The organism is Butyrivibrio sp. ob235 (assembly GCF_900109475.1).
Taxonomy (GTDB): Bacteria; Bacillota; Clostridia; order Lachnospirales; family Lachnospiraceae; genus Butyrivibrio.
Map to the genome: position 1 here is coordinate 1 of NZ_FOBE01000020.1, position 24,370 is coordinate 24,370.

At 40.9% G+C, this 24,370-nt stretch carries 27 protein-coding genes and 1 tRNA gene; 7 read left to right on the plus strand and 21 right to left on the minus strand.

What is annotated here, in order from left to right; all coding sequences use genetic code 11:
- Window positions 1-242 precede the first annotated feature (242 nt).
- Window positions 243-599 (plus strand): hypothetical protein, encoded by a 357-nt coding sequence (locus tag BMW61_RS13535; RefSeq protein ID WP_091822872.1) that lies wholly within the window; start codon window positions 243-245, stop codon window positions 597-599.
- 111 nt (window positions 600-710) lie between these two features.
- Here BMW61_RS13535 and BMW61_RS13540 read toward each other — a convergent pair whose 3' ends face one another.
- The 7 genes from BMW61_RS13540 to BMW61_RS13570 all read right to left on the minus strand — a co-directional run bounded on the left by BMW61_RS13540 (window position 711) and on the right by BMW61_RS13570 (window position 8,861).
- Complete coding sequence (locus tag BMW61_RS13540) at window positions 711-1,502, minus strand: ABC transporter ATP-binding protein (protein WP_022762432.1); 792 nt, start codon at window positions 1,500-1,502, stop codon at window positions 711-713.
- Window positions 1,503-1,535: 33 nt separating this feature from the next.
- The gene (locus BMW61_RS13545; RefSeq protein ID WP_091822874.1) at window positions 1,536-2,417 is read right to left on the minus strand and encodes an ABC transporter permease; all 882 of its coding nucleotides are present in this window, start codon (window positions 2,415-2,417) and stop codon (window positions 1,536-1,538) included.
- A gap of 217 nt (window positions 2,418-2,634) precedes the next feature.
- Window positions 2,635-3,768, minus strand: a complete 1,134-nt coding sequence (locus BMW61_RS13550) for an ABC transporter substrate-binding protein (RefSeq protein ID WP_022762430.1) — start codon at window positions 3,766-3,768, stop codon at window positions 2,635-2,637.
- A gap of 188 nt (window positions 3,769-3,956) precedes the next feature.
- Window positions 3,957-6,026, minus strand: coding sequence for a glycogen debranching protein GlgX (glgX, locus tag BMW61_RS13555; RefSeq protein ID WP_091822877.1), 2,070 nt, complete (start codon window positions 6,024-6,026; stop codon window positions 3,957-3,959).
- A 174-nt stretch (window positions 6,027-6,200) separates the two neighbouring features.
- Window positions 6,201-6,689 carry a dihydrofolate reductase gene (locus tag BMW61_RS13560; RefSeq protein ID WP_022762428.1) on the minus strand — a complete coding sequence of 163 codons (489 nt, stop codon included), beginning with the start codon at window positions 6,687-6,689 and terminating at the stop codon, window positions 6,201-6,203.
- A gap of 12 nt (window positions 6,690-6,701) precedes the next feature.
- Complete coding sequence (gene thyA / locus BMW61_RS13565; RefSeq protein ID WP_022762427.1) at window positions 6,702-7,553, minus strand: thymidylate synthase; 852 nt, start codon at window positions 7,551-7,553, stop codon at window positions 6,702-6,704.
- Window positions 7,554-7,577: 24 nt separating this feature from the next.
- A complete protein-coding gene (locus BMW61_RS13570) occupies window positions 7,578-8,861 on the minus strand; it encodes a leucine-rich repeat protein (protein WP_175475210.1) in 1,284 nt (427 codons plus the stop codon).
- Window positions 8,862-9,155: 294 nt separating this feature from the next.
- Between BMW61_RS13570 and BMW61_RS13575 the strand changes: the two genes are divergently transcribed.
- A complete protein-coding gene (locus BMW61_RS13575; protein ID WP_091822882.1) occupies window positions 9,156-10,244 on the plus strand; it encodes a hypothetical protein in 1,089 nt (362 codons plus the stop codon).
- A 77-nt stretch (window positions 10,245-10,321) separates the two neighbouring features.
- On the opposite strand, the gene BMW61_RS13580 is transcribed toward BMW61_RS13575, so the two are convergent.
- The 5 genes from BMW61_RS13580 to BMW61_RS13600 form a co-directional block, all read right to left on the minus strand.
- Window positions 10,322-11,923 carry an MBL fold metallo-hydrolase RNA specificity domain-containing protein gene (locus tag BMW61_RS13580; protein ID WP_091822885.1) on the minus strand — a complete coding sequence of 534 codons (1,602 nt, stop codon included), beginning with the start codon at window positions 11,921-11,923 and terminating at the stop codon, window positions 10,322-10,324.
- Window positions 11,924-12,214: 291 nt separating this feature from the next.
- Window positions 12,215-13,054 (minus strand): hypothetical protein, encoded by an 840-nt coding sequence (locus tag BMW61_RS13585; RefSeq protein ID WP_091822890.1) that lies wholly within the window; start codon window positions 13,052-13,054, stop codon window positions 12,215-12,217.
- A gap of 129 nt (window positions 13,055-13,183) precedes the next feature.
- On the minus strand, window positions 13,184-14,557 hold the full coding sequence (locus BMW61_RS13590; protein WP_091822892.1) for a sodium-dependent transporter: 1,374 nt from the start codon (window positions 14,555-14,557) through the stop codon (window positions 13,184-13,186).
- A 265-nt stretch (window positions 14,558-14,822) separates the two neighbouring features.
- A complete protein-coding gene (locus tag BMW61_RS13595; RefSeq protein ID WP_091822894.1) occupies window positions 14,823-15,935 on the minus strand; it encodes a tyrosine-type recombinase/integrase in 1,113 nt (370 codons plus the stop codon).
- A 78-nt stretch (window positions 15,936-16,013) separates the two neighbouring features.
- Entirely contained in the window at window positions 16,014-16,241 is a 228-nt protein-coding gene (locus tag BMW61_RS13600) for a hypothetical protein (protein WP_091822896.1), read from the minus strand.
- 144 nt (window positions 16,242-16,385) lie between these two features.
- On the opposite strand from BMW61_RS13600, the gene BMW61_RS13605 reads away from it, so the two are divergent.
- Entirely contained in the window at window positions 16,386-16,583 is a 198-nt protein-coding gene (locus tag BMW61_RS13605) for a hypothetical protein (RefSeq protein ID WP_091822898.1), read from the plus strand.
- A gap of 176 nt (window positions 16,584-16,759) precedes the next feature.
- On the opposite strand, the gene BMW61_RS13610 is transcribed toward BMW61_RS13605, so the two are convergent.
- From BMW61_RS13610 to BMW61_RS13635, 6 genes are all read right to left on the minus strand, one after another.
- On the minus strand, window positions 16,760-16,972 hold the full coding sequence (locus tag BMW61_RS13610; protein ID WP_091822901.1) for a hypothetical protein: 213 nt from the start codon (window positions 16,970-16,972) through the stop codon (window positions 16,760-16,762).
- Entirely contained in the window at window positions 16,959-17,339 is a 381-nt protein-coding gene (locus BMW61_RS13615) for a hypothetical protein (RefSeq protein ID WP_139176327.1), read from the minus strand. The genes BMW61_RS13610 and BMW61_RS13615 overlap by 14 nt, the downstream gene beginning before the upstream one ends.
- A gap of 199 nt (window positions 17,340-17,538) precedes the next feature.
- Complete coding sequence (locus tag BMW61_RS13620; RefSeq protein WP_091822905.1) at window positions 17,539-18,147, minus strand: hypothetical protein; 609 nt, start codon at window positions 18,145-18,147, stop codon at window positions 17,539-17,541.
- Between the two features lie 252 nt (window positions 18,148-18,399).
- Window positions 18,400-18,762, minus strand: a complete 363-nt coding sequence (locus tag BMW61_RS13625) for a hypothetical protein (protein ID WP_091822907.1) — start codon at window positions 18,760-18,762, stop codon at window positions 18,400-18,402.
- A gap of 95 nt (window positions 18,763-18,857) precedes the next feature.
- Window positions 18,858-19,193, minus strand: a complete 336-nt coding sequence (locus tag BMW61_RS13630; RefSeq protein ID WP_091822909.1) for a hypothetical protein — start codon at window positions 19,191-19,193, stop codon at window positions 18,858-18,860.
- Window positions 19,194-19,203: 10 nt separating this feature from the next.
- On the minus strand, window positions 19,204-19,395 hold the full coding sequence (locus BMW61_RS13635) for a DUF6462 family protein (protein ID WP_091822912.1): 192 nt from the start codon (window positions 19,393-19,395) through the stop codon (window positions 19,204-19,206).
- Window positions 19,396-19,538: 143 nt separating this feature from the next.
- On the opposite strand from BMW61_RS13635, the gene BMW61_RS13640 reads away from it, so the two are divergent.
- Entirely contained in the window at window positions 19,539-20,093 is a 555-nt protein-coding gene (locus BMW61_RS13640) for a hypothetical protein (RefSeq protein ID WP_091822916.1), read from the plus strand.
- A gap of 31 nt (window positions 20,094-20,124) precedes the next feature.
- The gene (locus BMW61_RS13645; RefSeq protein ID WP_091822917.1) at window positions 20,125-20,355 is read left to right on the plus strand and encodes a hypothetical protein; all 231 of its coding nucleotides are present in this window, start codon (window positions 20,125-20,127) and stop codon (window positions 20,353-20,355) included.
- A 69-nt stretch (window positions 20,356-20,424) separates the two neighbouring features.
- On the opposite strand, the gene BMW61_RS13650 is transcribed toward BMW61_RS13645, so the two are convergent.
- From BMW61_RS13650 to BMW61_RS13660, 3 genes are all read right to left on the minus strand, one after another.
- Entirely contained in the window at window positions 20,425-20,673 is a 249-nt protein-coding gene (locus BMW61_RS13650; RefSeq protein ID WP_091822920.1) for a hypothetical protein, read from the minus strand.
- Window positions 20,674-21,071: 398 nt separating this feature from the next.
- Window positions 21,072-21,153: transfer RNA gene (locus tag BMW61_RS13655), tRNA-Leu, on the minus strand.
- Window positions 21,154-21,201: 48 nt separating this feature from the next.
- Window positions 21,202-22,020, minus strand: coding sequence for an Ltp family lipoprotein (locus tag BMW61_RS13660; protein WP_022762421.1), 819 nt, complete (start codon window positions 22,018-22,020; stop codon window positions 21,202-21,204).
- 185 nt (window positions 22,021-22,205) lie between these two features.
- On the opposite strand from BMW61_RS13660, the gene BMW61_RS13665 reads away from it, so the two are divergent.
- Window positions 22,206-23,690, plus strand: coding sequence for a CAP domain-containing protein (locus tag BMW61_RS13665; RefSeq protein WP_091822922.1), 1,485 nt, complete (start codon window positions 22,206-22,208; stop codon window positions 23,688-23,690).
- A gap of 212 nt (window positions 23,691-23,902) precedes the next feature.
- Window positions 23,903-24,304 carry a hypothetical protein gene (locus BMW61_RS13670; protein WP_139176329.1) on the plus strand — a complete coding sequence of 134 codons (402 nt, stop codon included), beginning with the start codon at window positions 23,903-23,905 and terminating at the stop codon, window positions 24,302-24,304.
- Window positions 24,305-24,370: the final 66 nt, after the last annotated feature.

The following is a 24,370-nucleotide window of genomic DNA, read 5'->3' on the forward strand; positions in this document are numbered from 1 at the left end:
TACAAAGAGACTGGTATTCATCATTCCTGCTCTATTGCTATGAACCTAAAACGCAAAATATAGATAAAGACAAATGTGCTAAGACTTTTGAGGCACAATACAATAAAGAAAAAACCTTAATCACCTGGATCAAGGCATATAAAATCAAGATATTAAACAGTGGAATTAACGTAGCTTAACAACTTAATAATCAGGGAGATTGACTATACTTCCTTGCTGAAAAGCAGAAATTTACCGCTAATGTGGTCGTTGGACTGCTTGGTAATGAAAGTCCTGATTCAAACAGATTTACACTTGTAACTCCAAAGTCTGAAAATGATGTACGATTACAAGCTACGCTTGCCAATCAGAACCCCACGGGCTTGCCCGTGGGTATAGTCAGTTGTGCCACAGATAAGTATTTCGAAAAAAATCGTGTACAAAAAGCATTTGCAAATAAGAAGGTAAAGTTCGAAAAGAAGAACGGTACAGTAACCATCAAGAAGCTTAAGAAGGGAAAGAAATACTATGTTGGCGTAAGAACTTATGTTGTAAAAGACGGCAAGAAGTATTTCTCCGGATGGTCAGAATACACCCGCAAACCCATTAAGGTTAAGTAAACCAAAAATGCAGTTTTAATCGCTCATAAGATGAAATAAATAAACGCCCTCCGTAACCTGCTATTCTTCCAAGAGAATCATGCAGATTACAGAGGGCTTATTTTTTATTCTTTATGAAAGCACCATAGCATCATTGACCTCATCATTTCCGGCCTCTTCGAATTTCTGAAGAAGATCGGCAACCTTGAGGTTCTTCTTCTCCTCACCCGATACATCATAGATGATCTTACCTTCACTCATCATGATAAGACGATTTCCATGAGCGATGGCATCCTTCATGTTATGTGTAACCATGAGAGCTGTAAGACCGTGCTCCTTGATGATGTTTTCGGAAATCTCAAGCACCTTCTTTGCAGTCTTGGGATCAAGAGCTGCTGTGTGCTCATCGAGAAGGAGCAGATCGGGCTTTTTAAGTGAAGCCATAAGAAGAGTCACTGCCTGTCTCTGACCACCGGACAAAAGTCCAACCTTACTGGTAAGACGATCCTCGAGTCCGAGATCAAGTGACTTCAAAAGCTCTTTGTACCTTGCTCTCTCGTTATTATTGATTCCGCTCTTAAGACCTCTGCTCTGTCCACGTCTTGCAGCAAGTGCAAGATTCTCCTCAATCTGCATTGTAGCAGCGGTTCCCATCATGGGATCCTGGAAAACGCGTCCGATGTACTGCGCTCTCTTATATTCAGGAAGCTTTGTGATATCATGACCGTTCAGGACTATGCTTCCCTCATCAATCGGCCACACGCCTGCAACAGCGTTAAGGATGGTCGATTTTCCCGCACCGTTACCACCGATAACAGTTACGAAGTCTCCGTCGTTCAATGTGAGATCAACGCCGTTAAGAGCGACTCTCTCGTTGATTGTTCCTTTATTGAATATCTTTACAAGATTCTTGATTTCTAACATAGTTTCTTTTCCTCTGCTTATGCTCTTTTTACTTTATCTCTGTTTCACCTTGATTCCAAGATATCCCTGAATAGCCGGGATTCCAAGGAATACCGCAACGAGTACCGCACTTAAGAGCTTAAGGTATGTTGAAGGAAGTCCGAGCTGAAGAACAACTGCGATTACGATGTAGTAAATGATCGCGCCTACAACAGATACTCCCATTCTCACTGCGAAATTATGTCTTGATCCGAAAATAACCTCACCGATGATAACCGCAGCAAGTCCGATAACGATAGCACCACGACCTGCGTTGACGTCGGCATTTCCCTGATACTGTGCATAAAGTCCGCCGGCAAAAGCAGTAAGACCGTTACTTACAACAAGTCCGATTCTGATGCAGCGGCCTGTATTGATACCCTGTGCTCTTGCCATGTTCTGATTACATCCGGTAGCACGGATAGCTGATCCGATCTCGCTTCCGAAGAACATGTACAGAAGGAAAATGATTATCGCAACTATGATCACACTCATGATGATCGAATAGTTGATAAATCTGAGGCTGACAATAAGAGCATACTGATCTACGCTTATCGCCTGGTTCGATTTTCCCATAATGGCAAGGTTCACCGAATATAAACCGAGCTGTGTAAGGATTCCGGAAAGTATCGGCGGAATTTTCAACATTGTATGCAGAAGTCCGGTGACATAGCCGGCACACATTCCCGCAATAAATGAACAAATAAGAGCTACATATACGCTCTGTCCTGAGAGCATAAGCATTACGCAGGTAGCTCCTCCGGTACAGAAGGATCCGTCAACAGTCATGTCGGCGTAGTCAAGTACCTTGAATGTGAGAAAAACGCTGATTGCCAGAATTCCCCAGATAAGTCCCTGGGCAACAGAACCCGGCAGTGCATGTAATAGCGAGATCATAAATATTACTCCTTTGTAAAAAAATATACAACGCATAGAAATAGAATTTCGCTTGCGAAATTCTTGCGCGCGAGCAGATTGCGTGAGCAATAACTACCTTTCTGCGAGCTGCGCATCCCGCGGAGCGCTTATCTTGTTTTGAAAAAACAAGATAAGAAGGTGCTCGCGTGATATGAGCACCTTCGCCTGTTTTTTATTTAAAATGTATTCCGATAGATTACTCTGACATATCGATTGCTGTAAGGCCATCAAGAAGAGCATCGTCAAACTCGATAGCTTCAGCAGTCTCAGGATTGTACTCGTTTGTGATACCTTCGGATACATACTCGATAGGCATCTCTGCAGGGTTCTTGCCGTTTACAAGAATCTCGAAAGCCTGCTTACCTGCTGTAACACCGAGGTCATAGTAGCTGATGGAAAGTGTTGCAAGACCGCCGTTTTTGCACATGTTCTCCTCACCGCAGATGATGGGAAGCTTTGCAGGCCATGCTGCATTCTTAACGATAGACATATTATCAGCGATTGTGTTGTCTGTAGGGATGTACAGGCAGTCGCTGTTAGCGATAGCATTTGTAACAACTGACTGAATCTCATTAGAATCAGCAACTGTGTACTCCTTGTAACCGATACCTGCTGCATCAAGAGCTGCGGCAGCAAGGTCAACCTGGAACTTGGAGTTAGCCTCTGATGAGCAGTAAAGAATACCAACCTGCTTAGCATCGGGAACGAGCTTCTGAAGAAGTGCGATCTGCTCGTCTACGGGAGCAAGGTCGGAAGCACCTGTAACGTTTGTGCCGGGTGCATTGTTATCATTGATTACGCCTGCTGACTTGTAGTCTGTGATCGATGTTCCGACTACCGGGATATCACCTGTAGCAGCTGCAACTGCCTGAAGTGCAGGTGTTGCGTTTGCCATGATAAGATCATCTTTGTCATTTACGAATTTTGTAGCGATGGTAGCACAGTTAGCCTGCTCACCCTGAGCGTTCTGATAATCGAACTCTACTGAATAGCCTGCCTCACCAAGTGCCTCCTCAAGGCCTTCCTCGAAGCCCTTTGTAGCAGCATCAAGTGCGGGATGCTCAACCAGCTGGATAACACCTACGTGGAAAGTCTTACCACCTTCGGGATCCTCTGCATCCTCAGAAGCTGCCTCTTCGGTCACCTCCTCTGCAGCATCCTCAGCCTCTGCTGTATCATCAGCAGCTTCTGCTTCAGTTGTATCTGCCTCTGCAGTCTCCTCTGTCTTTGCAGGCTCAGAAGTAGTGTTGCCGCCTGCTGTACGAGCGCAGCCTGTCATACTGAAAATCATAGCTGTGCTAAGAACCATAGCAAGAATCTTCTTTTTCATACGTTTCCTCCTCGTTTTTTCGGATGCACCTTTTAAAAAGCCGGTGTAACCCCGGTATTTTCAAGCCATCCTGTGATTATTTAACTCTTTAACATTTTGACACTTTAAACTGTCAAAGTAAACAAATATTATATTATCTCAAACTACCCCTTTGGTCAAGAAAAAAGGATATATTTTATCATCCATTCTCAATTTGCCTTAAGTATTGCCGTGGATCTGCTCTTTAAACATATTCTTCCCGAACCGTCATAGCCATAGCCTACTGATTCGAGTACAAGCTCCCATTTATACCCTTCAGGCAAAACAGGCAGTTCAAAATCGTGATCCTCCCAATGCGCATTTACAGCTACATAAATGAATGTATTCTTTTTAAGGCCATACTTTTGGCCATCCTCAGCATACATGTACGCAAAGGCCAGCCCCGGTGAATTCGTATCAATATCCCAAGCCCTGCATCCATGAAATGACAGTTCCGGATATCCCGTACCGTTATATTCGCCGTCCGCAGAACCCGTATACATAACAGGATGCCTTTTTCTGAAGGCTATTAGCGTTTTTACATAGTCATACAGGTGCTTATTCTTATCAAGAAGCGACCAGTCCAGCCAGGAAATCTCATCATCATGACAATACGCGTTGTTGTTGCCAAACTGTGTATTCCCAAATTCGTCCCCGGAAAGCAGCATAGGCATTCCGCGGCTTGTAAGAAGTATGGTCATCAGATTTTTCATCTGTCTGAACCGTAGATCCAAAATGTCAGGATTATCCGTGTCGCCTTCGAAGCCACAGTTCCAGCTGTCGTTGTCATTACAGCCATCTTGGTTTCTCTCACCGTTGGCCTCGTTGTGCTTTTCGTTATAGGATACAAGATCATAGAGTGTAAAACCGTCATGACAGCATACAAAATTAACTGAGGATTCGAAACCTCCCTCCCCGTAGAGATCCTTGGAACCGCTTATTCTCCTTATTATTTCGGGAGCCTGTTCCTCACCGCTCTTGATGAATTTGCGGATGCAGTCTCTGTATTTTCCGTTCCACTCAGCCCAGCGCTCTCCCCAATGATGGAAATTGCCGACCTGATAGAGCCCGCCCGCATCCCAGGCTTCAGCAATCAGCAGTGATTTTCCAAGTACCACATCATTGGCTATGTTGTTCAAAAGCGGTGGGTTCATCATCGGAGCCCCATCCTTATCTCTTGACAAAATCGATGCAAGATCGAATCTGAAGCCGTCAACATGATAAGCCGTCACCCAATATCTGAGGCAGTCCAGAACCATGTGCCTCACAATGGGATTATTGCAGTTCATGGTATTGCCACAGCCGCTGAAATTGTAGTAATATCCCTCGGGTGTAAGGAGATAATAGGTCCTGTTATCGATTCCGCGATATGAAATGTAAGGCCCGTTCTCATTTCCTTCAGCAGTATGATTGAAAACCACATCCAGTACTACTTCTATTCCATTCTTGTGGAATTCCTTGATCATATGTTTGAATTCGTAACCTTCCATTCCAAGAGGAGCAGAAGCTGCATACCCGGCCTTCGGCGCAAAGAAGCCCACCGTGGAATACCCCCAGTAGTTATAAAGTCTTTTTCCACCGACCTCTCTCAAATTTTCAAACTCATCGAATTCAAAAACAGGCATGAGTTCAACACAGTTTATGCCAAGCTCCTTAAGGTACGGGATTTTTTCCATAACTCCGGCATAAGTCCCTCTGTGCCTGACATTGCTGTTCTTATTTTGTGTAAAAGAGCGAACGTGCATCTCATAGATAACCAGCTTCTCTACCGGAATTTCAAGGGGTTTGTCCCCGCCCCATGTAAAGTCCTCATCCACAATCTGCCCTCTATGAACAAACTGCTCATCTTCACGATGTTTCTTCCCCCATACGGTCCTGCCGGAAATCGATTTTGCATAAGGATCCAGCAGCACTCTGTTCTTGTCATATAAAAGCCCTTTTTCAGGTTCATAGGGGCCATCAAAAATGTATCCGTATTCCGTAGTTTCAACATTTATTCCATAAACCAGCATAGTGTACACATTTCCGATTCTGTACTCTTCAGGAAACGGTATTTTTATCCACGGCTTTTTCTGACCGTGGTGAAACAAAACCAAGGTACAACCTGTGGCCTCCTTCGAGTAAACGCTGAAATTTACACTATCGTCTTCCCGGAGCGTTGCCCCAAAAGGGAACACTTTCCCGGCTCTATACCTTAATGGTCCGATTTTATTGGTAGGAATATCATCAATCAGCAGCATTCGTGTACCTCCGGACTTAGAAAAATACCTATATATAAAAATTATAAAATACACCTATACGCTACAGATGTTACTTTTTTTCATACTTTATAAAAGTTATATAAACAAAAACTCCCACGAATCACATTACAAATTCGTGGGAGTCCTTATCATTATAATATGCTCTTTTAAATATTACTTCCGCTTGTAGGTTCTGAAGGTGTAGGTCGTATCGAAATACGCCTGTTCCTCGCTCTCCTCGACAAGTTCCCATTCCTCCGATTCATCGAGATTCGGGAAGAAACGGTCAGCCTCAAAGGTCCTGTCAATCTTGGTAACAATGCAGGTATCTGTCATCGGAAGAAGCTCTTCGTATACCTTCGCTCCGCCGATGCAATACACGATGTCCGTGTCATACTCTGCAAGTGCATCCTTCAGTTCATCAAGATCATGAACTACTGTAGCATTTTTTACTTCATAATTGGGATTGGTTGAAAGAATAATATTCTTTCTTCCTTCAAGCGGCTGCTGCCCCGGGAAGGTCTCAAGTGTCTTTCTTCCGTATACCAGTACCTTGCCCATGGTCTCTGCTCTGAAGTTCTTCATGTCGTTTGGAATTCTGATAAGGAGCTGGCCCTTGTTGCCGATTCCCCAATGCTCGTCGGCAGATAGAATCATTTTCATGTATTTTTCCTCTTAAATCGCTATCGGTATATTCGTGATCTGCTCGCCCGCCACCTCGTAGTTCTCAAGCGAGACATCATTTCTTGTGAACTCATAAAAATCGTGAACATCGGGGTTCAGCTTGAAAGTCGGAGCAGGCTTCGGCTCTCTTTTTATTAGTTCCTTGATAATATCTACATGTCTGTCATAGATGTGAGCATCAGCGATCACGTGCACAAGCTCACCTACCTTCATATCGCAGACCTGCGCAAGCATATGAACCAGAACAGAGTACTGAACAACATTCCAGTTGTTTGCTGCCAGCACATCCTGAGAGCGCTGATTCAAAATTGCATTCAGGGTGAGCTTATCGTCGCCCTTTTTCTGAGTAACATTGAAGGTCATGCTGTAGGCACAGGGATATAGGTTCATCTCTGACAGATCCTGGTGCACATAGATATTGGTCATAATTCTTCTGGAAAAAGGATTGTTCTTAAGATCATAGATAACCCTGTCAACCTGATCAAACATTCCCTCTTTATACTTGTGCTTAACGCTCATCTGATAGCCGTAGGCCTTACCGATTGAACCGTTTTCATCAGCCCACTCATCCCAGATGTGGCTGTGCAGATCGTTTACATTGTTGGACTTCTGCTGCCAGATCCAGAGCATCTCATCCGTTGCACTCTTGAGCGCGGTCTTGCGAAGAGTCATTATCGGGAACTCCTCTGCAAGATTGTAGCGGTTAACCACGCCGAACTTTTTTATCGTATATGCAGGCGTTCCATCCTCCCAGTGAGGGCGAACCTTCTCGCCCTCGGTACTGGTACCGTTCTCAAGGATGTCCTTGCACATATTTATGAAAATCTCATCAGCTTTACTCATTGAATCCTCCGAACAAAACAGTTCTTAGATAATCTTGTACTTAACGCCGCCGACGATCTTCTTTTTAAGAAGCTTCTTGTATTTCTTTCTAAGCTTTGAATCGGGGCTGAGTACTGTAGTCTTCTTGCTTATGTTGGTAAATGCATTTTTGCCGACTGAACTGAGATTTCTTGTTCTGAAGGTAATCTTCTTAAGGCTTGTACAGCTGTCAAATGCCTTTGTTCCGATCTTGGTCACATTATCGCCGATCTCTACAGTTTTAATCTTCTTATTACCGGCAAATGCCTTTTGATCTATCTCGGTAATTTTGTATGTAGTACCATCGATGTTTACGGTTGCGCCGATCTTCACATTCTTGATATTGTTATTTGTCTTTGTGAAACCAAGAAGCTTAACTGTTCCTGATCCGTCACCGGCAACTCTTGTAATTTCATACTTTAAGTCTGAGACTGCTGATGCTGTCTTCTTCTTAACCACTTCCGTAACAAATACGGTGTTGGAATAAACACAATTAGTTGTAGTAACCGTATGCTCAAGAGCAGAACGATACTTCTGAATGCAGCCAAGTCTTATACGAACGCCCTTTGCCGGATATCCGAGACTTAAAAGATCGGGATCTGTTGTAGAAAGTGAATATGATGTAGCACCGCCGTTTCCGATTTCCTTGATCTTGGTTACATTATCTGCATAAAGTTCAAGACAGAAACCGTCAAAAGAGCTAAGTGTGCTGTAGTTATTTGCCTTCTGAACATTACTCCAGCTAAAGTTCAGCTTGTTGCCTTCATGCTTCATGGTAAATCCCTCAGCAGGAAGGAAAGAAACAAATTTAACACAAAGTCTGTTGGTAATCGGATAGCTTGCACTTGCGTTGCCATCATTTGCGCTGAGGCAAATATAATACCATTCATTCTTAGCAAGTCCGTTAAGCGGGAACATGATATCAAGTGCTCTTCCGCCGGCATCATTTCTGTATGCCGCACCTGCTCCGCCAACTGTCTGCTGAGAAATAACGCTTCCATATCTGTCAAGGATCTTAGCCGTGAACTGACCGCTGGCTGTGCTGTTCTCAACAACGGACTCAAGGCTCACCAGACTAACTCCGTCCTGAGCTCCTGTGTTGAACTTGTAGTAATATCCCTTATCCTCAATGATGGCTTCTTCAAAATAAGCCTCACCATTTGTCAGAGGAGTAGCATTTTCCTGATTGTCGTATCCCCTGATGGGAGTTCCCGTCCAGGCTTTTGCCGTAAGCGGAACTGCCGTAACAAACAGAGCGCATGCAAGCGCTGCAATTATCCCTTTTTTCATACCTTTCACCTCACATAAAAAATCTTGCAATCTCATGGATTGCATATATTTCATAGAAGAAATCCATGAATTTACAATAAAACTCCTCGTATATTCTACCACAAATACTAGGATTAGACTATTAATCTTTGAAAATCACAATATTTAGCGTTTGACTAAAAATAAAAAGCAGAATAAAATGATAACAAACAATAAACAGCAATAACAATTAATAACAAATAATAAATCTCAATAACAAATCATAACAAGCAGCACAATTTAATCAGAACAAATATTGAAAGTAGGTGGAGTATCATGAACAAGAAAATTGATCCTTTCACAAGAACCCCCGGAATTGCCGGAAAGGCTTATATTGACAATGGTATAGCTGATGAAATAATAGAGAATTTCAGAAGTGATGACTCCGCCAAATATGTATATAAGATTACAGGACTGCGCGGTTCAGGCAAGTCAGTAGAATATAGCAAGGTAATTCGCACACTTAAAGAGGATAAGGGATGGCTGGTATATCCGTTGTCATCTTCAGGTGATGCCGTTTCGACACTTATTTCAAAGCTCAGCATGGAAAAATTTATCAATTCCAAGAATATAACAACAGCTGTTAGTTCATCCACATCTGCAAAAGGTAATATCGCAGTAGTATCAGGAGAAGAATCCATTAATGTTTCGAGATCATATACAGAGAATGAGCATTTTTATTCTGAGGAAGCGACACTTACAAAAATGATTACCATTGCGAACGAAAAAAAATATAAGGTTCTCGTTGGAATCGATGATATTTCAAAAACCCCTGAAATGGTCCGTCTTTTGTCAATGATTGGTTCAATGCAGTTGGAGGGACTACAGATATACCTGATAGTTACAGGATTATCAGAAAACATTGAAGACTTTTCATCAGAAAAGAATCTTACATTTTTTAAGAGAGCTGATTCACGAGAAATAAAAGGCCTGAACAAATTTGATATCGCCTATATGTATGAAAAACTGTTGGGAATTGATTCAGAAGAAGCCAGAAGAATAGAATCCGTTTCAGGTGAATATGCTTATGCATATCAGGTATTAGGTTCTCTATATTTTAGCAAGAAAGATGATGAAACACTTGACGACCTCATACCTGATTATGAACGCATTTTGTTCAAAGATTCATATGACCTGATTTGGCAATCACTGACAGATGGTGAAAAAGAAGTAGTCAGATGTTTATACAAAACCAAAGACGGAAAAGCCGAAGACATCAAATCCCAAATGAAAAATGCGGCATCATATCCTGTATTCAGAAACAGATTGATAAACAAACACTTAGTCGATGGGGATTCAAGAGGCAGATTAAAAATCCGATTGCCCAGATTTGATAAATTTATAGAAATATGGGGCAATGACTAAGCATTCCTTGTATAAAGAAATAATGATAACAGGCGCACTCCCGTGCGCCTGCTCCTTGTTTAACATATATACTTCTTTCAGTTTTCCCACTTATCACAAAGTGCAAGAATCTGGTCGGCAAACTTGGCCTTGTCCTTGTTGGTCATGCCCTCGCTTCTTGCAATAATCGCAGTAAGTCTTGCGCCTGCTGCCTTGAGTCTTGTAAATACGTCGGATACAACCTTGCTGGTCTTCTTGACTGCTGCCTTCGGAACCCCTTCCTTAATTATCTGACCTGAAATAAGGTCGACCTCGGTTCCGCTGTAAGGCGCATAGGTGTTAAATCCGTACTCATCCTTCAGACAATTTGCAAAGGAAGTACATGCCGAATCCTCACCGTGAACTATGAATACCTTCTTCGGCTTTTCCGTAAATCCCTGAATCCATCTGATAAGGCCGCCCTTGTCTGCGTGTCCGGAGAGGCCGGTCATCTTGCAGATTTCCGCCTCGACATCAATAACTTCTCCGAAGAGCTTTACTTCATCCGCGCCATCGATGATCGCGCGTCCTGTCGTTCCGATTGACTGATAGCCCACAAACAGGATTGTGGATTCCGGTCTCCAGAGATTGTGTTTTAAATGATGTCTGATACGCCCCGCCTCGCACATACCCGACGCTGAGATGATAACCTTTGGTGTCTCCTCCTCATTTATTGCGCGGGATTCCTCTGTTGTAATCGCAAGGTTAAGCCCCGGGAATGATATGGGATTTATCTTATTTTTCACAAGTGCCATCGCTTCCTCATCATAGCACTCTATTGCATGGTCAGTGAAAACCTCTGTCGCTTCAACAGCCATCGGGGAGTCCACATATACCGGAAAGTCAGGCACAACCGTGACAAGTTTTTCTTTTTTTATAATACGAAGGAAATATAACATCTCCTGGGTTCTTCCAACTGCAAAGGAAGGAATGATCACGTTTCCGCCCCTCGCAAAGGTCCTGTTTAATATCTCCGCAAGTTCGCTGACATAATCGGGTTTCTCTTCGCCGTGATATCTGTCGCCATAGGTCGACTCCATGACAACATAGTCCGCGGTTGATGTGAAAGTAGGATCCTTGATAAGCGGCTGATCATTGTTGCCGATATCTCCTGAAAAGACGATTTTCTTATCGGCACCTTTTTCAGATAGCCACACCTCGATGCTGGCAGATCCGAGCAAATGACCTATATCTGTGAACCTTATCTGTACACCCTCGCAGACTTCGATCTTCTTATCGTAATCACAAGGAATGATGTGACGCAGCGTGTTGTCTGCATCCTCCATGGTGTACAACGGCTCTATCTGCTTAATTTCCTTATTCCTCTTGCCTTTGCGCTTTCTCCACTCAGCCTCCTGCATCTGGATGTGCGCGCAGTCGCGAAGCATGATGCTGCACAGATCCGCTGTGGGCCTTGTCATATATATCTTCCCGCGGAATCCTCTTGCATATAGAAGTGGAAGATTTCCGGAGTGATCAACGTGCGCATGCGTCAGGAAAACATAATCTATCTCTGCCTCACTCACAGGCAGGTCCACATGCTCGAAGGATATTCTCCCCTGCTCCATACCATAATCTACAAGAATATGCTTATCACCAATTTCAAGATAATGACAGCTGCCGGTAACTTCATGGTCTGCACCGATGAAACAAAGCTTCATAGGCCCGTTCCCTCCTTATGTCTTAGTATGGTATTTCCTTATATTTAATTTTAATTCTGTATCACCCTTAATTCAATTAAGAAAAAATTATATTTCCTACAGATAATGTCTTGCGAATATTATTCTCGGATTACTTACCGGAACATTTGCGTTCGGTGTTGAGCTCAGCGAGGTTCTGTTTGGACTTGTTATCCTGTGCCTTGCCCAGTACTTTGTATATGGCGCACAGCTTGAGCGCGAAAATAAATAATGGGCTGCCAAACCGGCAGCCCATTAACTTATCTTACAATATTATTTCTTTACCTTAACCTTGAAGGTCTTCTGGTATCTCTTACCATTGATATCCTCAAGCATTACTGTATACTTCTTGGACTTCTTCTTTACAGTGAAGGTGAACTGATCGTTCTCGTTGCAATCCAGCACCTTAGTCTTGTCATCACCGTGCCACTTTCCTTCATCCTTCCAAACTCTGTCATTGTAAAGTGACTGGCTGCCAACTCCCTTAGGAACGCACTGCATATACTTGCTGAATCTTCCAAGAGCATTATTTATTGTTACGATTGTCTTCTTGTGCTTCTTCTTCTGTTTAATCTGGAAACAACTTGCAATCGGAACACCGTAACCAATAACATTTACGTTACCTTCAAAATAATCCCAGTTATCACAATGTGCGTAAACATAACCATAATAGGTACCTTTTTTCAGGAATGCTGTATCATTCTTAGCATCTGTAAAGTAAGGATCCTCAAATTCAGCAACCTGATTTGAGAAATTAGGATCTCCATAGATTTTAGTACGGGAACTGAGTGACTGCTTATCACGATCAGAAGATGTTGAGCTGGTGAAATATACCCATGCATCCTGAGCTAATGTAAACTTGAAATAGCCCTTTGCTTCCTTTGCATAACCTCTCTCGTTTTCACCTTCCTCTTCAAGCTTACAAGGCATTGTAAATAATGCCGGTGCACTTGCTCCGTCCTCAGCGTTTGCAAACAGCTGAAGTGTTGTCTCCGTGAAGTTTTCTGCGTGGACATCTGTTCCAAATGCGGGTGATACTACAGCTGCACCTACAACCATAGCAGTTGTGAGAACTGTAGCCACAATTCTCTTGAATAAATTTTCTTTTTTCATACTTCCCTCCATTAGTGTATTATTGTCCCCTCAATAATAGAAAAACGCAAAACCTATTCTAACATAAAACAAGGTATTATGCACAAAAAATTAAATTTTATACGTTCTTTTTGTATTTTTCTTATATTGTCACTTCTTAAAATAACTCATTAGTCCGTACACCGATAAAAACAGAAGCACCATCGGAAGTACTACCACAAAGTACCACTTAAACTTCTTACTGAGCTTTAAGCCTTTTCCTCCGTTTACTTCATCAATGTAATTGTCAAATCCCCAGCCGAATTTCATAGTACAGAAAAGACAGCAAATAAGGGATCCTATAGGCAGGAGAAGATTACTTACAATGAAATCCTCAAGGTCCATGACAGTGTTTCCTGTCTTAAGCGGCTGGAATGAGCTAAGTACATTGAATCCGAGAGCACACGGAATTGAGCCGATAGTTATAAGCACTCCCGCGATAAGCGCCGAGTTCTTTCTTTTTATATTGAAAAGATCGATCAAAAAGCTGACATCGTTCTCAAACACTCCGATCATGGTAGACAGCGCCGCAAAGTACATGAACAGGAAGAAAAAGCTGCCTATCACTCTGCCGCCCTTCATCGTAGCAAAGATGTTGGGAAGTGTCAGGAATATAAGGCTCGGTCCGCTGTCCGGTGAAACACCGTATGCAAAGCAGGCGGGAATCGTGATAAGGCCTGCAACTATAGCCACAAAGGTATCAAGGCCTGCAACTATCATAGCCTCACCCACAAGGCTTCGCTCCTTTTTGATATAGCTTCCGAATATCTCCATGCCTCCGATTCCGAGACTCAGTGTGAAAAAGCTCTGATTTAGCGCTCCGTAAAGCACATTACCGAGGCCTGCTTTTTTCACATTCGCAGCATTCGGAAGAAGGTAAAACTTCACGCCCTCATGCGCTCCGGGAAGAGTAAGTGACCTGATTCCAAGGAAAACCATGATTACAATCAGTACAACCATCATGATTTTCGTTATCTTCTCAACTCCGTTTCTAAGTCCCATGGATGCCACGGATACGGTTATGATCATGGTAAGTGCCATGAAAAAGATGAGCGTTTTAGGGCTGGACATCATCCGCGAGTAAATGGTGTTTATCTCATCGGGAGTCTGTCCGTCAAATTTGCCCATCACCGCGAAAATGAAATATCTCAAAATCCATCCTGATACAACCGAGTAAAACATGAGAAGCAGGTAATTTCCCGCAATTGCAAAGTATCCGTAGATATGCCACTTCGCCCCCTTGGGTTCGAGTTTCTTAAATGCCGGAAGAATACTGAGTCTGCTGGATCTTCCGATGGCATATTCCATTGTCAGCACCGGAATACCAAGTGCCAGAAGGAAAAATATGTAAGCGATTACGAAAAGTCCACCGCCATACTCTCCAACCATGTACGGGAAGCGCCACACATTTCCGATTCCAATGGCACAGCCCGCCGAAAGCAGAATAAATCCCATTCTGCTGCCAAGTGATTCACGTTCGTTCATAATATATTAGTTCCCCTTAATTATTTTATCCTTATATTTTTAGGCCGGACTTCTAATATATCATAACTGGAATGGAATTGTTAGTAGAAAAAAGTATATATTGGAGCCCATCTTCTGCAGGAATAAAAAACCACCTCCTCTTTCGAGTCGGTGGCTTTTTATTCCTGCAGAAGATGGGATTTTTTCTTTCACACCGCATGAATACTGTATTTTCTTTAAATTGACCCCACTTTTGACCCCATTTACAACAAAAACGCTTTTGCGTCTATATGATTTTTAATGATTTCATTGCTTCTTTCTTTGTGCTATCCATAACATGGCCGTATAAATCCAAACTCATTTTAATAGATGCATGCCCTAAAAGTTCCTGCAGCGTCTTTGGGTCCATTCCGGATTCAATCGCTCTTGTGGCAAAAGTCGCACGAAAAGCGTGCATTGTGAACACTTCTACGCCGGCCCTTTTACATATACGTTTTATCTCTCTATTAGTTGGTGAAGCGACTAAAAGGCCGCCTTCAGGCGCTTTAAAAATCGTTTCATGGATATTTACAACCTTATCCCCATATAAAATGCGGTTTATCTGTTTCTGATGATCTATTATTTCTGAAATTGCATCATTTATCGGAATATCTCTTTGACCCTTTACTGTTTTAGCTGTATCACCTATTATCATATTCCCTATTTCTGCCTTTGTTAACGTTCTTCTAATATGAATCTTATTATCATATATGTCCGATTCAAACAAAGCGCCGATTTCGCCGATTCTTGCCCCAGTATGGACCGCGATACGAAAAACATCATAATATGCAGAATCAACAGCTTCACTAAAGAATCTTTCTGTTTCTTCTCTACTCAATGCACGGTGAAACGTATCGCGTGCTGGGGGCTCAGTCCTTTTCAGATTCTTAACAGCCACACAAGGATTGTATTCTACACGACGTTCTTTTATCGCATCATTCAGAATGTGATTTATTACAGCTATCTTATCATTAACAGTTTGATCAGAATTACCGCCATCTTTTAACGCCCTTTGTACGGCCCTTATATCGTCTACAGTAACATCCACCAATCGAATATCTCCAAACGGCTTATTTAGGCTTTTTATTACGATTTCAGCACACGATTTGTACTGGAAATACTGACATCTTAAAGTAGCTTCTTTAACACTATTTCTCCGGGCTTCCGTCCACATTTCATAGTATTGATTTAATGTTGGACGATCATGAAAATCTTTACCGGCTTTAAGCTCATTTTTCTTGGCTATGTAATTATCATCTAATTCCTGACTATCACGACCATAAACATAATAGCGCTTGGAATTGAAAGTAAACGACTTTCTTAATCTTCCATCATTTCTTTTCTTTTGCTTCTTTGCCATGCTTTTATACTCCTATTGTATTAAACAAGGTACAAAGCATATAAGAACTATGTACCTTGTTTCGTAGTGGTTACGAGGTTACATTTCAGGCTTTTCCGTATTCGCAGTACGGTTAAGCCTTTTTCTTTCAGCTCTTTTCCCTAGCGCATAGCCATAAATAAATGCATCAGTAATAATGTTGAATAGTTCACCAACTGATTGTAATTTCAATTCAGAAACCAATTCATTGATCTCATATACAGTTAGATCAAAGCCTGATTCAACATCAGTATCGTTAATGATCTTCCGCATGTTTCTTTTGCTCATTTATTCTCCTTTCTTTGTTTGTGGTTTGTTGTGATGTGTTATCATTGCACATTATATTATATACGTACACATATATGCAACTATTTATTTTGTCAGGTAATTCATGTTAAAATACTTTAAAAATCTTATTTGGTTGGTATATATATGTCAGAATACTATACAGAAGCATCAGCTAAAGCTTCAAAAAAATATCGCGACAAAAATATAAAGCGTATACCTTTAGATGTTCAAAATGCGGAATATGAGACTATAAAGAAGCATGCTGAAAGCAGAAATGAAAAAATCAACGGTTTTATTAAACGTGCAATACGTGAAACAATAGAACGAGATAATAAAGCATAACCGCCTAGCAACATTCTGCAAGGCGGTTATTTTATGAGAATTTGAGTTACAAAACAGAAGGTGTATTAGAGGAAGTCTTTTTTCATTCAGCCGCTCCACTATCGTATAGATTAGTGAAGCGACTTATATACAAATCAACTGTCCTATATTTGACCCACTTAAATTATACGCCTTTTTTATTCACTTTTCCAATCTTCTCTTGCAGTATCATTCAAAATCTGCTTTAGATCATAACCGCCGTTTTCATCCCGGTATTTTGATTTCTTATCACCTACCAGCGCCGCAACAAATCCATCCTGATCAAGTGTCCTTTTGGGTAGCGGAGTAACCTGATTTTTGAACCTTTCCAGCTTCTTCAACCTACCGCGAATATTATTAAAGATATTCATCTTCTCTTAACTCCTTCCAATCTTCAAGCGATTCAAGTTTGTGAAGTATATCGTTTATCTCAACCAACCTCAAAGAAAACTCTATTATTGATCTTGAAGCATATACCCTTGTTTGGGCGTTATTATCTTTATCATTCATAATCTCTGACAGTACTTCAAAAGCTGGAGAAACCATATTTCTAGCCTTCATAACACAAGAATCAATCAGTTTTGTTTGTGCTCTCTGATAAGCCTTTACAAATTCCGGTTGATCAAGCCAGCGCCGCAAAGTAGAAGATGAACATCCTGCCATCTTAGCGGCTTCCTCTTGTGTTGGAGCTGTTAGCAAACATTGAATTGCTTTACATTGTTTATTAGTTATACCCATAATCAAACCGCCTATAATCATTGATATTTGCCCGTTTAGTGGCTTTTATTTGACCTGATTAATAATATAGCCATAATCATTGTTAAAGCTGTTTCTAGGGCAATTATCAAGCTCATTCTTTTACATGCTCGCTTATAGGGAAATAAACTCATTTCATGCTGAAAGAATGGTATATAGCACAAACCATCTATAGTTTTTCTCACAGCGTTGCAACCTCTCCATCACCAAGCATTTTGTCAATCATACTGCATGCATCATCCCGATTCAGCCAGCGAGAAACATACTGTAAAGCTCCTTTTTCATCCTGCATTTCTGCTATTTCATCAGCATGTCCGGAAAATGAAGTCTTAAAAGCCTGTCTAACACTTATATTCTCCATGTATTTATGATCTTCTGCAAAATCATTAAACATGCGATACATAGTTGTATTCTGATTTTCTTTTTTATTCATCAGGTGAAGCAATTCATCCGGTGTTAATCTCACTCCGGACTTTAGCAATTCAGCATCAGGGCTTATATCTTCTGCTTTTGGCATGTCTGCAATTCTCAATCTCTCAATTTCATCATCATAAATCTTTTCAGCTTCGAACTTTGCCGCATTAACTGAATCTGCAATCACAGTGATCAAGTGATCTTTTCTCACTATCAGCTCATGACGTTTCTTTTCATCAATCTTGAATCCCTGCTCTTTTTCAGAATCCATCTTTCTAATTTTTAGCTGGATAGATTCAAGCTCGCTTTGCTTTTCCTTGATAGCTCCGGCATTGTTTTTTAATGACTTGATAACATTGATTTTGATTTTACTCATTGTTTTTCCTTTCCAGCTCCTAAGAGCTTTAAAACATGTTATTGTATAGAATTTTTATAGAATCAAACAATCGCGTGTCACTTTGGTGACACATACATATCTCTTTTCTATTAATTCTGTTTCCTATACTTCTTTTCTATACCTCTAATTACATCTATTCTTTACTTCTTTACTTCTGTTTGCTTTGGTTAGCTATGGTTAGCAATACTTTGATATACTAACCATTACTAACCAATACTAACCATTGGTTTTTTATTCACTACTCTTTGGCGGTCTACCGCCTGTCTTACCATTTTCAACACGCTTTTCATAATCTCGGTAACTCTGATCAATATCACGTTTCAAAGCATTCCATAAAATACGTCCATCTCTTGTACTTGGCTTGTATTCACTCCAGCGACCTTCATCATGTCCCATGAAATAAAATAGTGAATTTATAAACACTTTGCCGATTTCTATAAATAGTGTCTGCTTTTCTTTTGGTGTCAGATCATTATCAAGATTTTCGATATCTAAAGCGGTAGCGTATTTCTCCACCCACATTTTGTACCATTGTGGACGACCGGAGCTTACTTCTTCTGAATCATTCCATTGGTTTAGCTCTGATATATCCATTTTGTTTTCCTCTCTTTGATTTCTTCAAAAAATTCTCATTTTTGTGCTGTTTCTTCTGCCTTTTCTTTTCCTGATCAACTAGTTTTTGCCAGCGCTCAAACATTGAAATTCTCCACATCTTCAAATGATAATTGACCTTCACACTGATTATCAGATTCTTTCAACATTTTCCGAACATTCTTTAATACTTTTGAAGTGGTGCTTTGCCGTTTTACCATCCAGCGGTAAAACTCCTTGATTTCATAAATGTCTTTGGATAAATAATAGCCACCTTTTTCGGTATCTGATAAAATAATGTAACCAGCAATTCTCGCTTGATTCACAATCCTTTGTGCTTCTCTTGTCGTTACTCCAAGACGTGCGGCAAGTATTGCTTTAGGTATCGCGTTTTCTTTGCCGTATTGGAGTAACGATATTATTTTTTCATACATCCTTTCTCCCTCACGAATACTTTTCTTCAATAGCCCTATCTAGAACCTCTATATCTATTCTTACTGAACGACCAAAACGCCTAACAGCATTTGCTTGCTCCGCAATCTTCATTATCGTTCCCATTGATAATTTATAACGTTCCCTAGCCTGAAGCTTTGTAGCAAGTTTTTGAATATCATTTGAAAACTCTGCTTTTCTCATTTTCTCTCCTTTCTAAAATTATCTGTTTACAAGTACGCGCAACTTGTTTTATCTATGGTTGTAGTATATAATCATTTTTGATAATTTTAGACAGCATTTACTAATTATTTTTGATTAGTTTTAGGCGAAAAAGGAGATATGTCATGAAAAAAAAATCATTCCCTAAAAATATACGAGCATCTAGGATTCAAACATTAATAGACCGAGAAAATATAACAAGAAAAGAGCTTGCTCTTTCCATGATTAATGCAAAAGGAAATCCCATAGATCCTCAAAACCTTTCACGCGCTATGTCTGATGATAATGAAAAAGATGTATCTGAAAAGTATTGTCGCATGATACAAAAGGCATACCCCGAATATCGAATTGATTGGCTTTTAGGAGATTCAGAATATATGACTTATTCTGACGAGTTTATCAATAAAGTGAATTTTGAAGATATAATAGCCGATTCAATGTGGGCTATCATAGAAAAATCCCTAAAAAAGAATGGTATGTCACTAAAATTTGTGCATAAAAACAATGGAATGCATGTTGATTCATTTACCCGGCGTTTTGTAGATTGCTGGTATGAGATTAAAGATAATCAAGATAAACTAGTTCTAAAAATGGATTCTAAAGAAATGATTTCTTTAGAGGAAGAAATACAAGATTTTGTAGACTTTATATTATTTAAGCGCCTAAATATCACTAAATAACTTCAAGTTGCATCAATGGAGATAACAAATAATGGCATACTTAATCAATGGTAGGTGGGAAAAGGAATACTCCGATGAAATAACACCAGCTTATCCAACTATGTTTAATAAACCTGATGATTTATCTGAATACAGCTTTACTCCATATCTAAAATACTATGGTAACGGTTGGTATGAAGTTGATCATTCAGCACCGGATTATGCAAAAGAAGAATATGAAAACTATTTTCTCGAGCAAAAAAGCTTTTTGCAAAAAGGGTAAAAGAAAAAAAGCGGCAATAGTTTACATACTACTGCCACTTTTTGTTGTGTATCTATTATTTGTATTTATTTAGAATTCTAGGTTTGAATCCTGATAAATGGATTTTATAAAGTCGTTCACATCTTCTAAACTCCAAAGATGATCATAAACCTCGTTATAGCATCCCCAAACATTTATGTTATTGAGATTATCTATAACATTATATCCAACTTCTCGATATGCAATCGGATAGCCATTACCCAAATAATGCACAAAGCCTTTACTGATTGAATATCCAACTGCATTTGCCTTTTTTCTCAAAGTACTTTCAGAATACATAATATAATCCTCCACGTGATAAATTTTTAAAAAGTACCACTCCAAGCCAAACCACGACAATCCGTTACGGCTCCTTTGAGCATCATATTCTTTAGTGTTCTTTAGTTTCTTTTATTTTTCTTTGCTTATTTATTTTGTTCTGTGATGAAGATACACAACATTCTACAATCAATCTAACATATACTTTTGTGATTGTATATGATTGTTTTTCCAATCAATTATGGACGTTTTCCGACCTCAAATCTGACCCCTTTTTTGACCCCACTTGCATATAAAACATGGTAAAAAATGACGTTCAACCCCAACACTACACAAACAAAGTGAAAGAAAAGAAAAGTCAGTATTCATCTAGTGTTTAGGTACTTCCACAACACTCTATGAATACTGACAAAAGCAAATGCAGAAGATGGGACTTGAACCCACACGCCTTGCGGCACAGGAACCTAAATCCTGCATGTCTGCCAATTCCATCACTTCTGCCAACTGTTTTAATATACAGTTTTTTATACCACACGTCAATGACGTGATTTATTTTATGCCGAGTGCATCTGCCGCGAACTCAGCCTCTTTCTGTGTGTATCTCTGAGAACCTGTAGTCAGCAAATATACTATTTGCTTCTTAGTGTAATCAGGATAGATCTCCAGGAGTTCCTCTGCTGCCAGCATAGCCTGTGTATACCAATCCACGAAGTCATTCTCTTCCATATAGTCAAGAGCATGGCTGGCCTCAGCCTCTGTATACTTCGCATCCTCTCCTTCTGATAAAAGCTCCATCAAAGTGCTTCTGGAAAAGCTGTATAAATTCAGATAAAATCTCGCATCCTCCACTGCCTTGCACTCATTTACCGTGAGGTCGCCGTACTGAGGAACAGATCCGTCCAAAGCCTCAGAAGGTGCAGCTGCCGTAGGTGCTTCCTCCTCTATAATGGTCTCAATGTCCTGATTGGTAGCAACATCAGGAAGCTCTACCGGTTCATCATAATCCAAGTCAGAATCATCCGTTTTATCATAAAAATTACTGATAGTTGCAGGCTCCTGTTTCTTATTGGAAGCAACAAGGCGTTCCTTTGCGTAGCTGATGCCTAGAACGCTAAGCATAACACCGAGTCCCACAAACAAAATGCCGAGCATTATTACAAGACCAAGTGCAATCTTACTGTTAGTCTCAGCAGATTTTCTTCGCTTTGTTACCTCCGCTTCAATGGTAACGCATTTTAATGGTGTATCGGCCTTAGGGAGCGCACTGACAATTGACCCGCAATAATAGCACTTTGCTATTTGCTCTCCCTCCTCCTGATATACATTCGCATCACACTGAGGACATTTCCCAACAAAAATCTTTGACATAACATTCCCTCCGTAAAACAATAGATATCCCCATATATCTACTATGGTTATGATACATTTTCACAGGCAAAAATACAATTATTTCCCTTATACTATCTATACAGATCAGTCATGAAAAAAGTTGCAAACCTGATGTTGTTATATGCTATACTCTGAAAGACTGATAAAAGCTTATTGGAGGCTATATGAATATAAAATCTGTTTTCACAATTAAATCACTATCTGCCCGGATAATCTCTACAGCAATGGTCACGATGATGGCAGTTTCATCAGCACTGACCTCACCTATACCCGTGCACGCTGAGTCCATCGTGACCTATCAGGTTACGGGAACCTACGAGCAGACGAGTGCGCGAAATATGCTGAAGGCAATCAATGATTTCAGGACCGGTTCCGAGGCATGGGCATGGAACGAAAGTAACACCCAGAAGGTCCGCTACACCGGTCTCTCTAACCTCGTGTATGATTATGATCTTGAGAAAACTGCTATGCAAAGAGCCATGGAGATATCCGTTTTATTTGAGCACACAAGGCCAAATGGTAGTCAATGCTTTTCTGCATACAGCCAATATATGTATGCGGGTGAGAACATAGCCTACGGCTATAGTTCAGCTGATTCAGTATTCCGGGCATGGCAGGAGACAGATGATCCTTACGAAGGACAGGGACACCGCCGAAATATGTTGGAACAAGGATTTACCTGCGTAGCTGTCGGTCATGTCATCCGAAACGGCACCCATTACTGGGTTCAGGAGTTCAGAAGTCCCACCATATCCACAGCTGCTACCCCCGCTACCAACAGTACACAGGCCGTAAATGTGGATTGCCTTTCATCAAAAATAAAAAGCGGAACTTCCGTCTCACGTATAAGTCTGGACTATGGCGAAACTTACGATCTGTCCAAGGTTCAGGAGGCTGTTTTCTATGAATCGGTATATCGTCCCATTCAGACTAAGCCCATCAGCAGCTTTTCCGTCTCAGACAGCTCACTTATTGATATTGACAAGTCGACTCTTATCGGAAAAAGGGCAGGCTCAGCAACCATAGATGGTACCCTTTCTAATGGAAGCCGTTTTTCAATACCTGTTACAGTTAATCCCGTGAATATGTACTTTGTTGATAGTGAATCAATTCCTGCGCAAACTGCCACCGGAAGCGCTGTGACACCCGATGTGTCTCTGACCTATAATGGAACACCTTTAGTAAACGGCGTTGACTACACTGTTTCCTACTCGAACAATGTTAAGCCCGGCTATGCCTATGCAATAGTAACCGGAAAGGGCAATTTCACCGGTACCAAACAGTTTATGTTTTATATAATGAAAAGTTCGAAGAATAACAGTCAGGCAAAAAAAGCCGATTCGGTTGAGCAGAGCTCCGCTAAGGCTCCGGAAAAAATAAAGACCTTTTCTCTTTCCAAAGGAAAACGCAGCATCTCCGTAAGCTGGGACAAGGTATCCGGCGCCAGCAAATATGAAATTCAGTATGCTACAAACAAGAAGTTTTCAGATGCAAAAACGAAAACCTTTGCAGGAAGCAAGAGCTCTGCAAAGATCAAAAAGCTTAAGTCCGGAAAAAAATACTTCGTCCGCATCCGCTGCTATAAAAATATTTATGGCATGAAAGTTTACTCAGGATGGAGCAAGACAAAGAAGATTAAAGTAAAGTAACATCATTATATTGAGAATTCCCAGGGCGCTATGTGTGTATCGCATGGCGCCCTTATTTACTTTAGATACGCACCCGGCAGTCCGTCATATTCTATGTGCAATATTACTCTCGGAAGAGTTTGCACTTCCACAAAGCCGAAGGAACTTCCTGTTCTCGGCGCTACGGGGACCAGGCAAACGGAAAAGATAATGCCTTAAAAGCAGCAAAGGCTATGATCGGAAAAAAGCAGTATCGCCTGAACGATTACCAGGGCAACTATATGCTGAGAGGTCTTACTCCGAACCATACTTATACCGTTGTAATCGGAGCAAAGATTAGTTATACCGACGGAAAAACCGCTGAGCTGGACTGGACATCCGCACTGCAGCAATTTTTGAATCAGGATGTGCTGAAGGGATATTATCCAAGAAGCAACTCTTATACCTACGATTACCAGACTATGTTTTCAATAGGATATGCTGCTCTTCCTGATACTTACAGCAAGGACGCGGTGCTTCAAAGTTATAAGGCTGCGCTTAATATGGCAAAAGACTCCAGGAATTATCTAGCTTTGAATGTTGAGGATTCATATAGTAACTACAAATTATATGATCTTGATCCTGATACAGCATAAAAACGAAAGGGCGCGGCCTAAGCCGCGCCTCTTCTTTTTCGTAAACATTTTGTACTTTGATCAGCC

What these genes read in the sequence shown, in the direction of transcription:
- BMW61_RS13625 (WP_091822907.1), bottom strand. Translation starts at nt 18,762, where the DNA reads ATGGATATATCAGAGCTAAACCAATGGAATGATTCAGAAGAAGTAAGC.
- glgX (WP_091822877.1), bottom strand. Translation starts at nt 6,026, where the DNA reads ATGCTGCTGATTGATGATATTCCTACCAATAAAATCGGACCATTAAGG.
- BMW61_RS13650 (WP_091822920.1), bottom strand. Translation starts at nt 20,673, where the DNA reads ATGTATTCTGAAAGTACTTTGAGAAAAAAGGCAAATGCAGTTGGATAT.
- thyA (WP_022762427.1), bottom strand. Translation starts at nt 7,553, where the DNA reads ATGAGTAAAGCTGATGAGATTTTCATAAATATGTGCAAGGACATCCTT.
- BMW61_RS13600 (WP_091822896.1), bottom strand. Translation starts at nt 16,241, where the DNA reads ATGAGCAAAAGAAACATGCGGAAGATCATTAACGATACTGATGTTGAA.
- BMW61_RS13670 (WP_139176329.1), top strand. Translation starts at nt 23,903, where the DNA reads ATGATCGGAAAAAAGCAGTATCGCCTGAACGATTACCAGGGCAACTAT.
- BMW61_RS13540 (WP_022762432.1), bottom strand. Translation starts at nt 1,502, where the DNA reads ATGTTAGAAATCAAGAATCTTGTAAAGATATTCAATAAAGGAACAATC.
- BMW61_RS13550 (WP_022762430.1), bottom strand. Translation starts at nt 3,768, where the DNA reads ATGAAAAAGAAGATTCTTGCTATGGTTCTTAGCACAGCTATGATTTTC.
- BMW61_RS13545 (WP_091822874.1), bottom strand. Translation starts at nt 2,417, where the DNA reads ATGATCTCGCTATTACATGCACTGCCGGGTTCTGTTGCCCAGGGACTT.
- BMW61_RS13610 (WP_091822901.1), bottom strand. Translation starts at nt 16,972, where the DNA reads ATGAATATCTTTAATAATATTCGCGGTAGGTTGAAGAAGCTGGAAAGG.
- BMW61_RS13635 (WP_091822912.1), bottom strand. Translation starts at nt 19,395, where the DNA reads ATGAGAAAAGCAGAGTTTTCAAATGATATTCAAAAACTTGCTACAAAG.
- BMW61_RS13570 (WP_175475210.1), bottom strand. Translation starts at nt 8,861, where the DNA reads ATGAAAAAAGGGATAATTGCAGCGCTTGCATGCGCTCTGTTTGTTACG.
- BMW61_RS13620 (WP_091822905.1), bottom strand. Translation starts at nt 18,147, where the DNA reads ATGAGTAAAATCAAAATCAATGTTATCAAGTCATTAAAAAACAATGCC.
- BMW61_RS13660 (WP_022762421.1), bottom strand. Translation starts at nt 22,020, where the DNA reads ATGTCAAAGATTTTTGTTGGGAAATGTCCTCAGTGTGATGCGAATGTA.
- BMW61_RS13575 (WP_091822882.1), top strand. Translation starts at nt 9,156, where the DNA reads ATGAACAAGAAAATTGATCCTTTCACAAGAACCCCCGGAATTGCCGGA.
- BMW61_RS13665 (WP_091822922.1), top strand. Translation starts at nt 22,206, where the DNA reads ATGAATATAAAATCTGTTTTCACAATTAAATCACTATCTGCCCGGATA.
- BMW61_RS13630 (WP_091822909.1), bottom strand. Translation starts at nt 19,193, where the DNA reads ATGTATGAAAAAATAATATCGTTACTCCAATACGGCAAAGAAAACGCG.
- BMW61_RS13605 (WP_091822898.1), top strand. Translation starts at nt 16,386, where the DNA reads ATGTCAGAATACTATACAGAAGCATCAGCTAAAGCTTCAAAAAAATAT.
- BMW61_RS13590 (WP_091822892.1), bottom strand. Translation starts at nt 14,557, where the DNA reads ATGAACGAACGTGAATCACTTGGCAGCAGAATGGGATTTATTCTGCTT.
- BMW61_RS13580 (WP_091822885.1), bottom strand. Translation starts at nt 11,923, where the DNA reads ATGAAGCTTTGTTTCATCGGTGCAGACCATGAAGTTACCGGCAGCTGT.
- BMW61_RS13640 (WP_091822916.1), top strand. Translation starts at nt 19,539, where the DNA reads ATGAAAAAAAAATCATTCCCTAAAAATATACGAGCATCTAGGATTCAA.
- BMW61_RS13615 (WP_139176327.1), bottom strand. Translation starts at nt 17,339, where the DNA reads ATGGGTATAACTAATAAACAATGTAAAGCAATTCAATGTTTGCTAACA.
- BMW61_RS13560 (WP_022762428.1), bottom strand. Translation starts at nt 6,689, where the DNA reads ATGAAAATGATTCTATCTGCCGACGAGCATTGGGGAATCGGCAACAAG.
- BMW61_RS13585 (WP_091822890.1), bottom strand. Translation starts at nt 13,054, where the DNA reads ATGAAAAAAGAAAATTTATTCAAGAGAATTGTGGCTACAGTTCTCACA.
- BMW61_RS13645 (WP_091822917.1), top strand. Translation starts at nt 20,125, where the DNA reads ATGGCATACTTAATCAATGGTAGGTGGGAAAAGGAATACTCCGATGAA.
- BMW61_RS13595 (WP_091822894.1), bottom strand. Translation starts at nt 15,935, where the DNA reads ATGGCAAAGAAGCAAAAGAAAAGAAATGATGGAAGATTAAGAAAGTCG.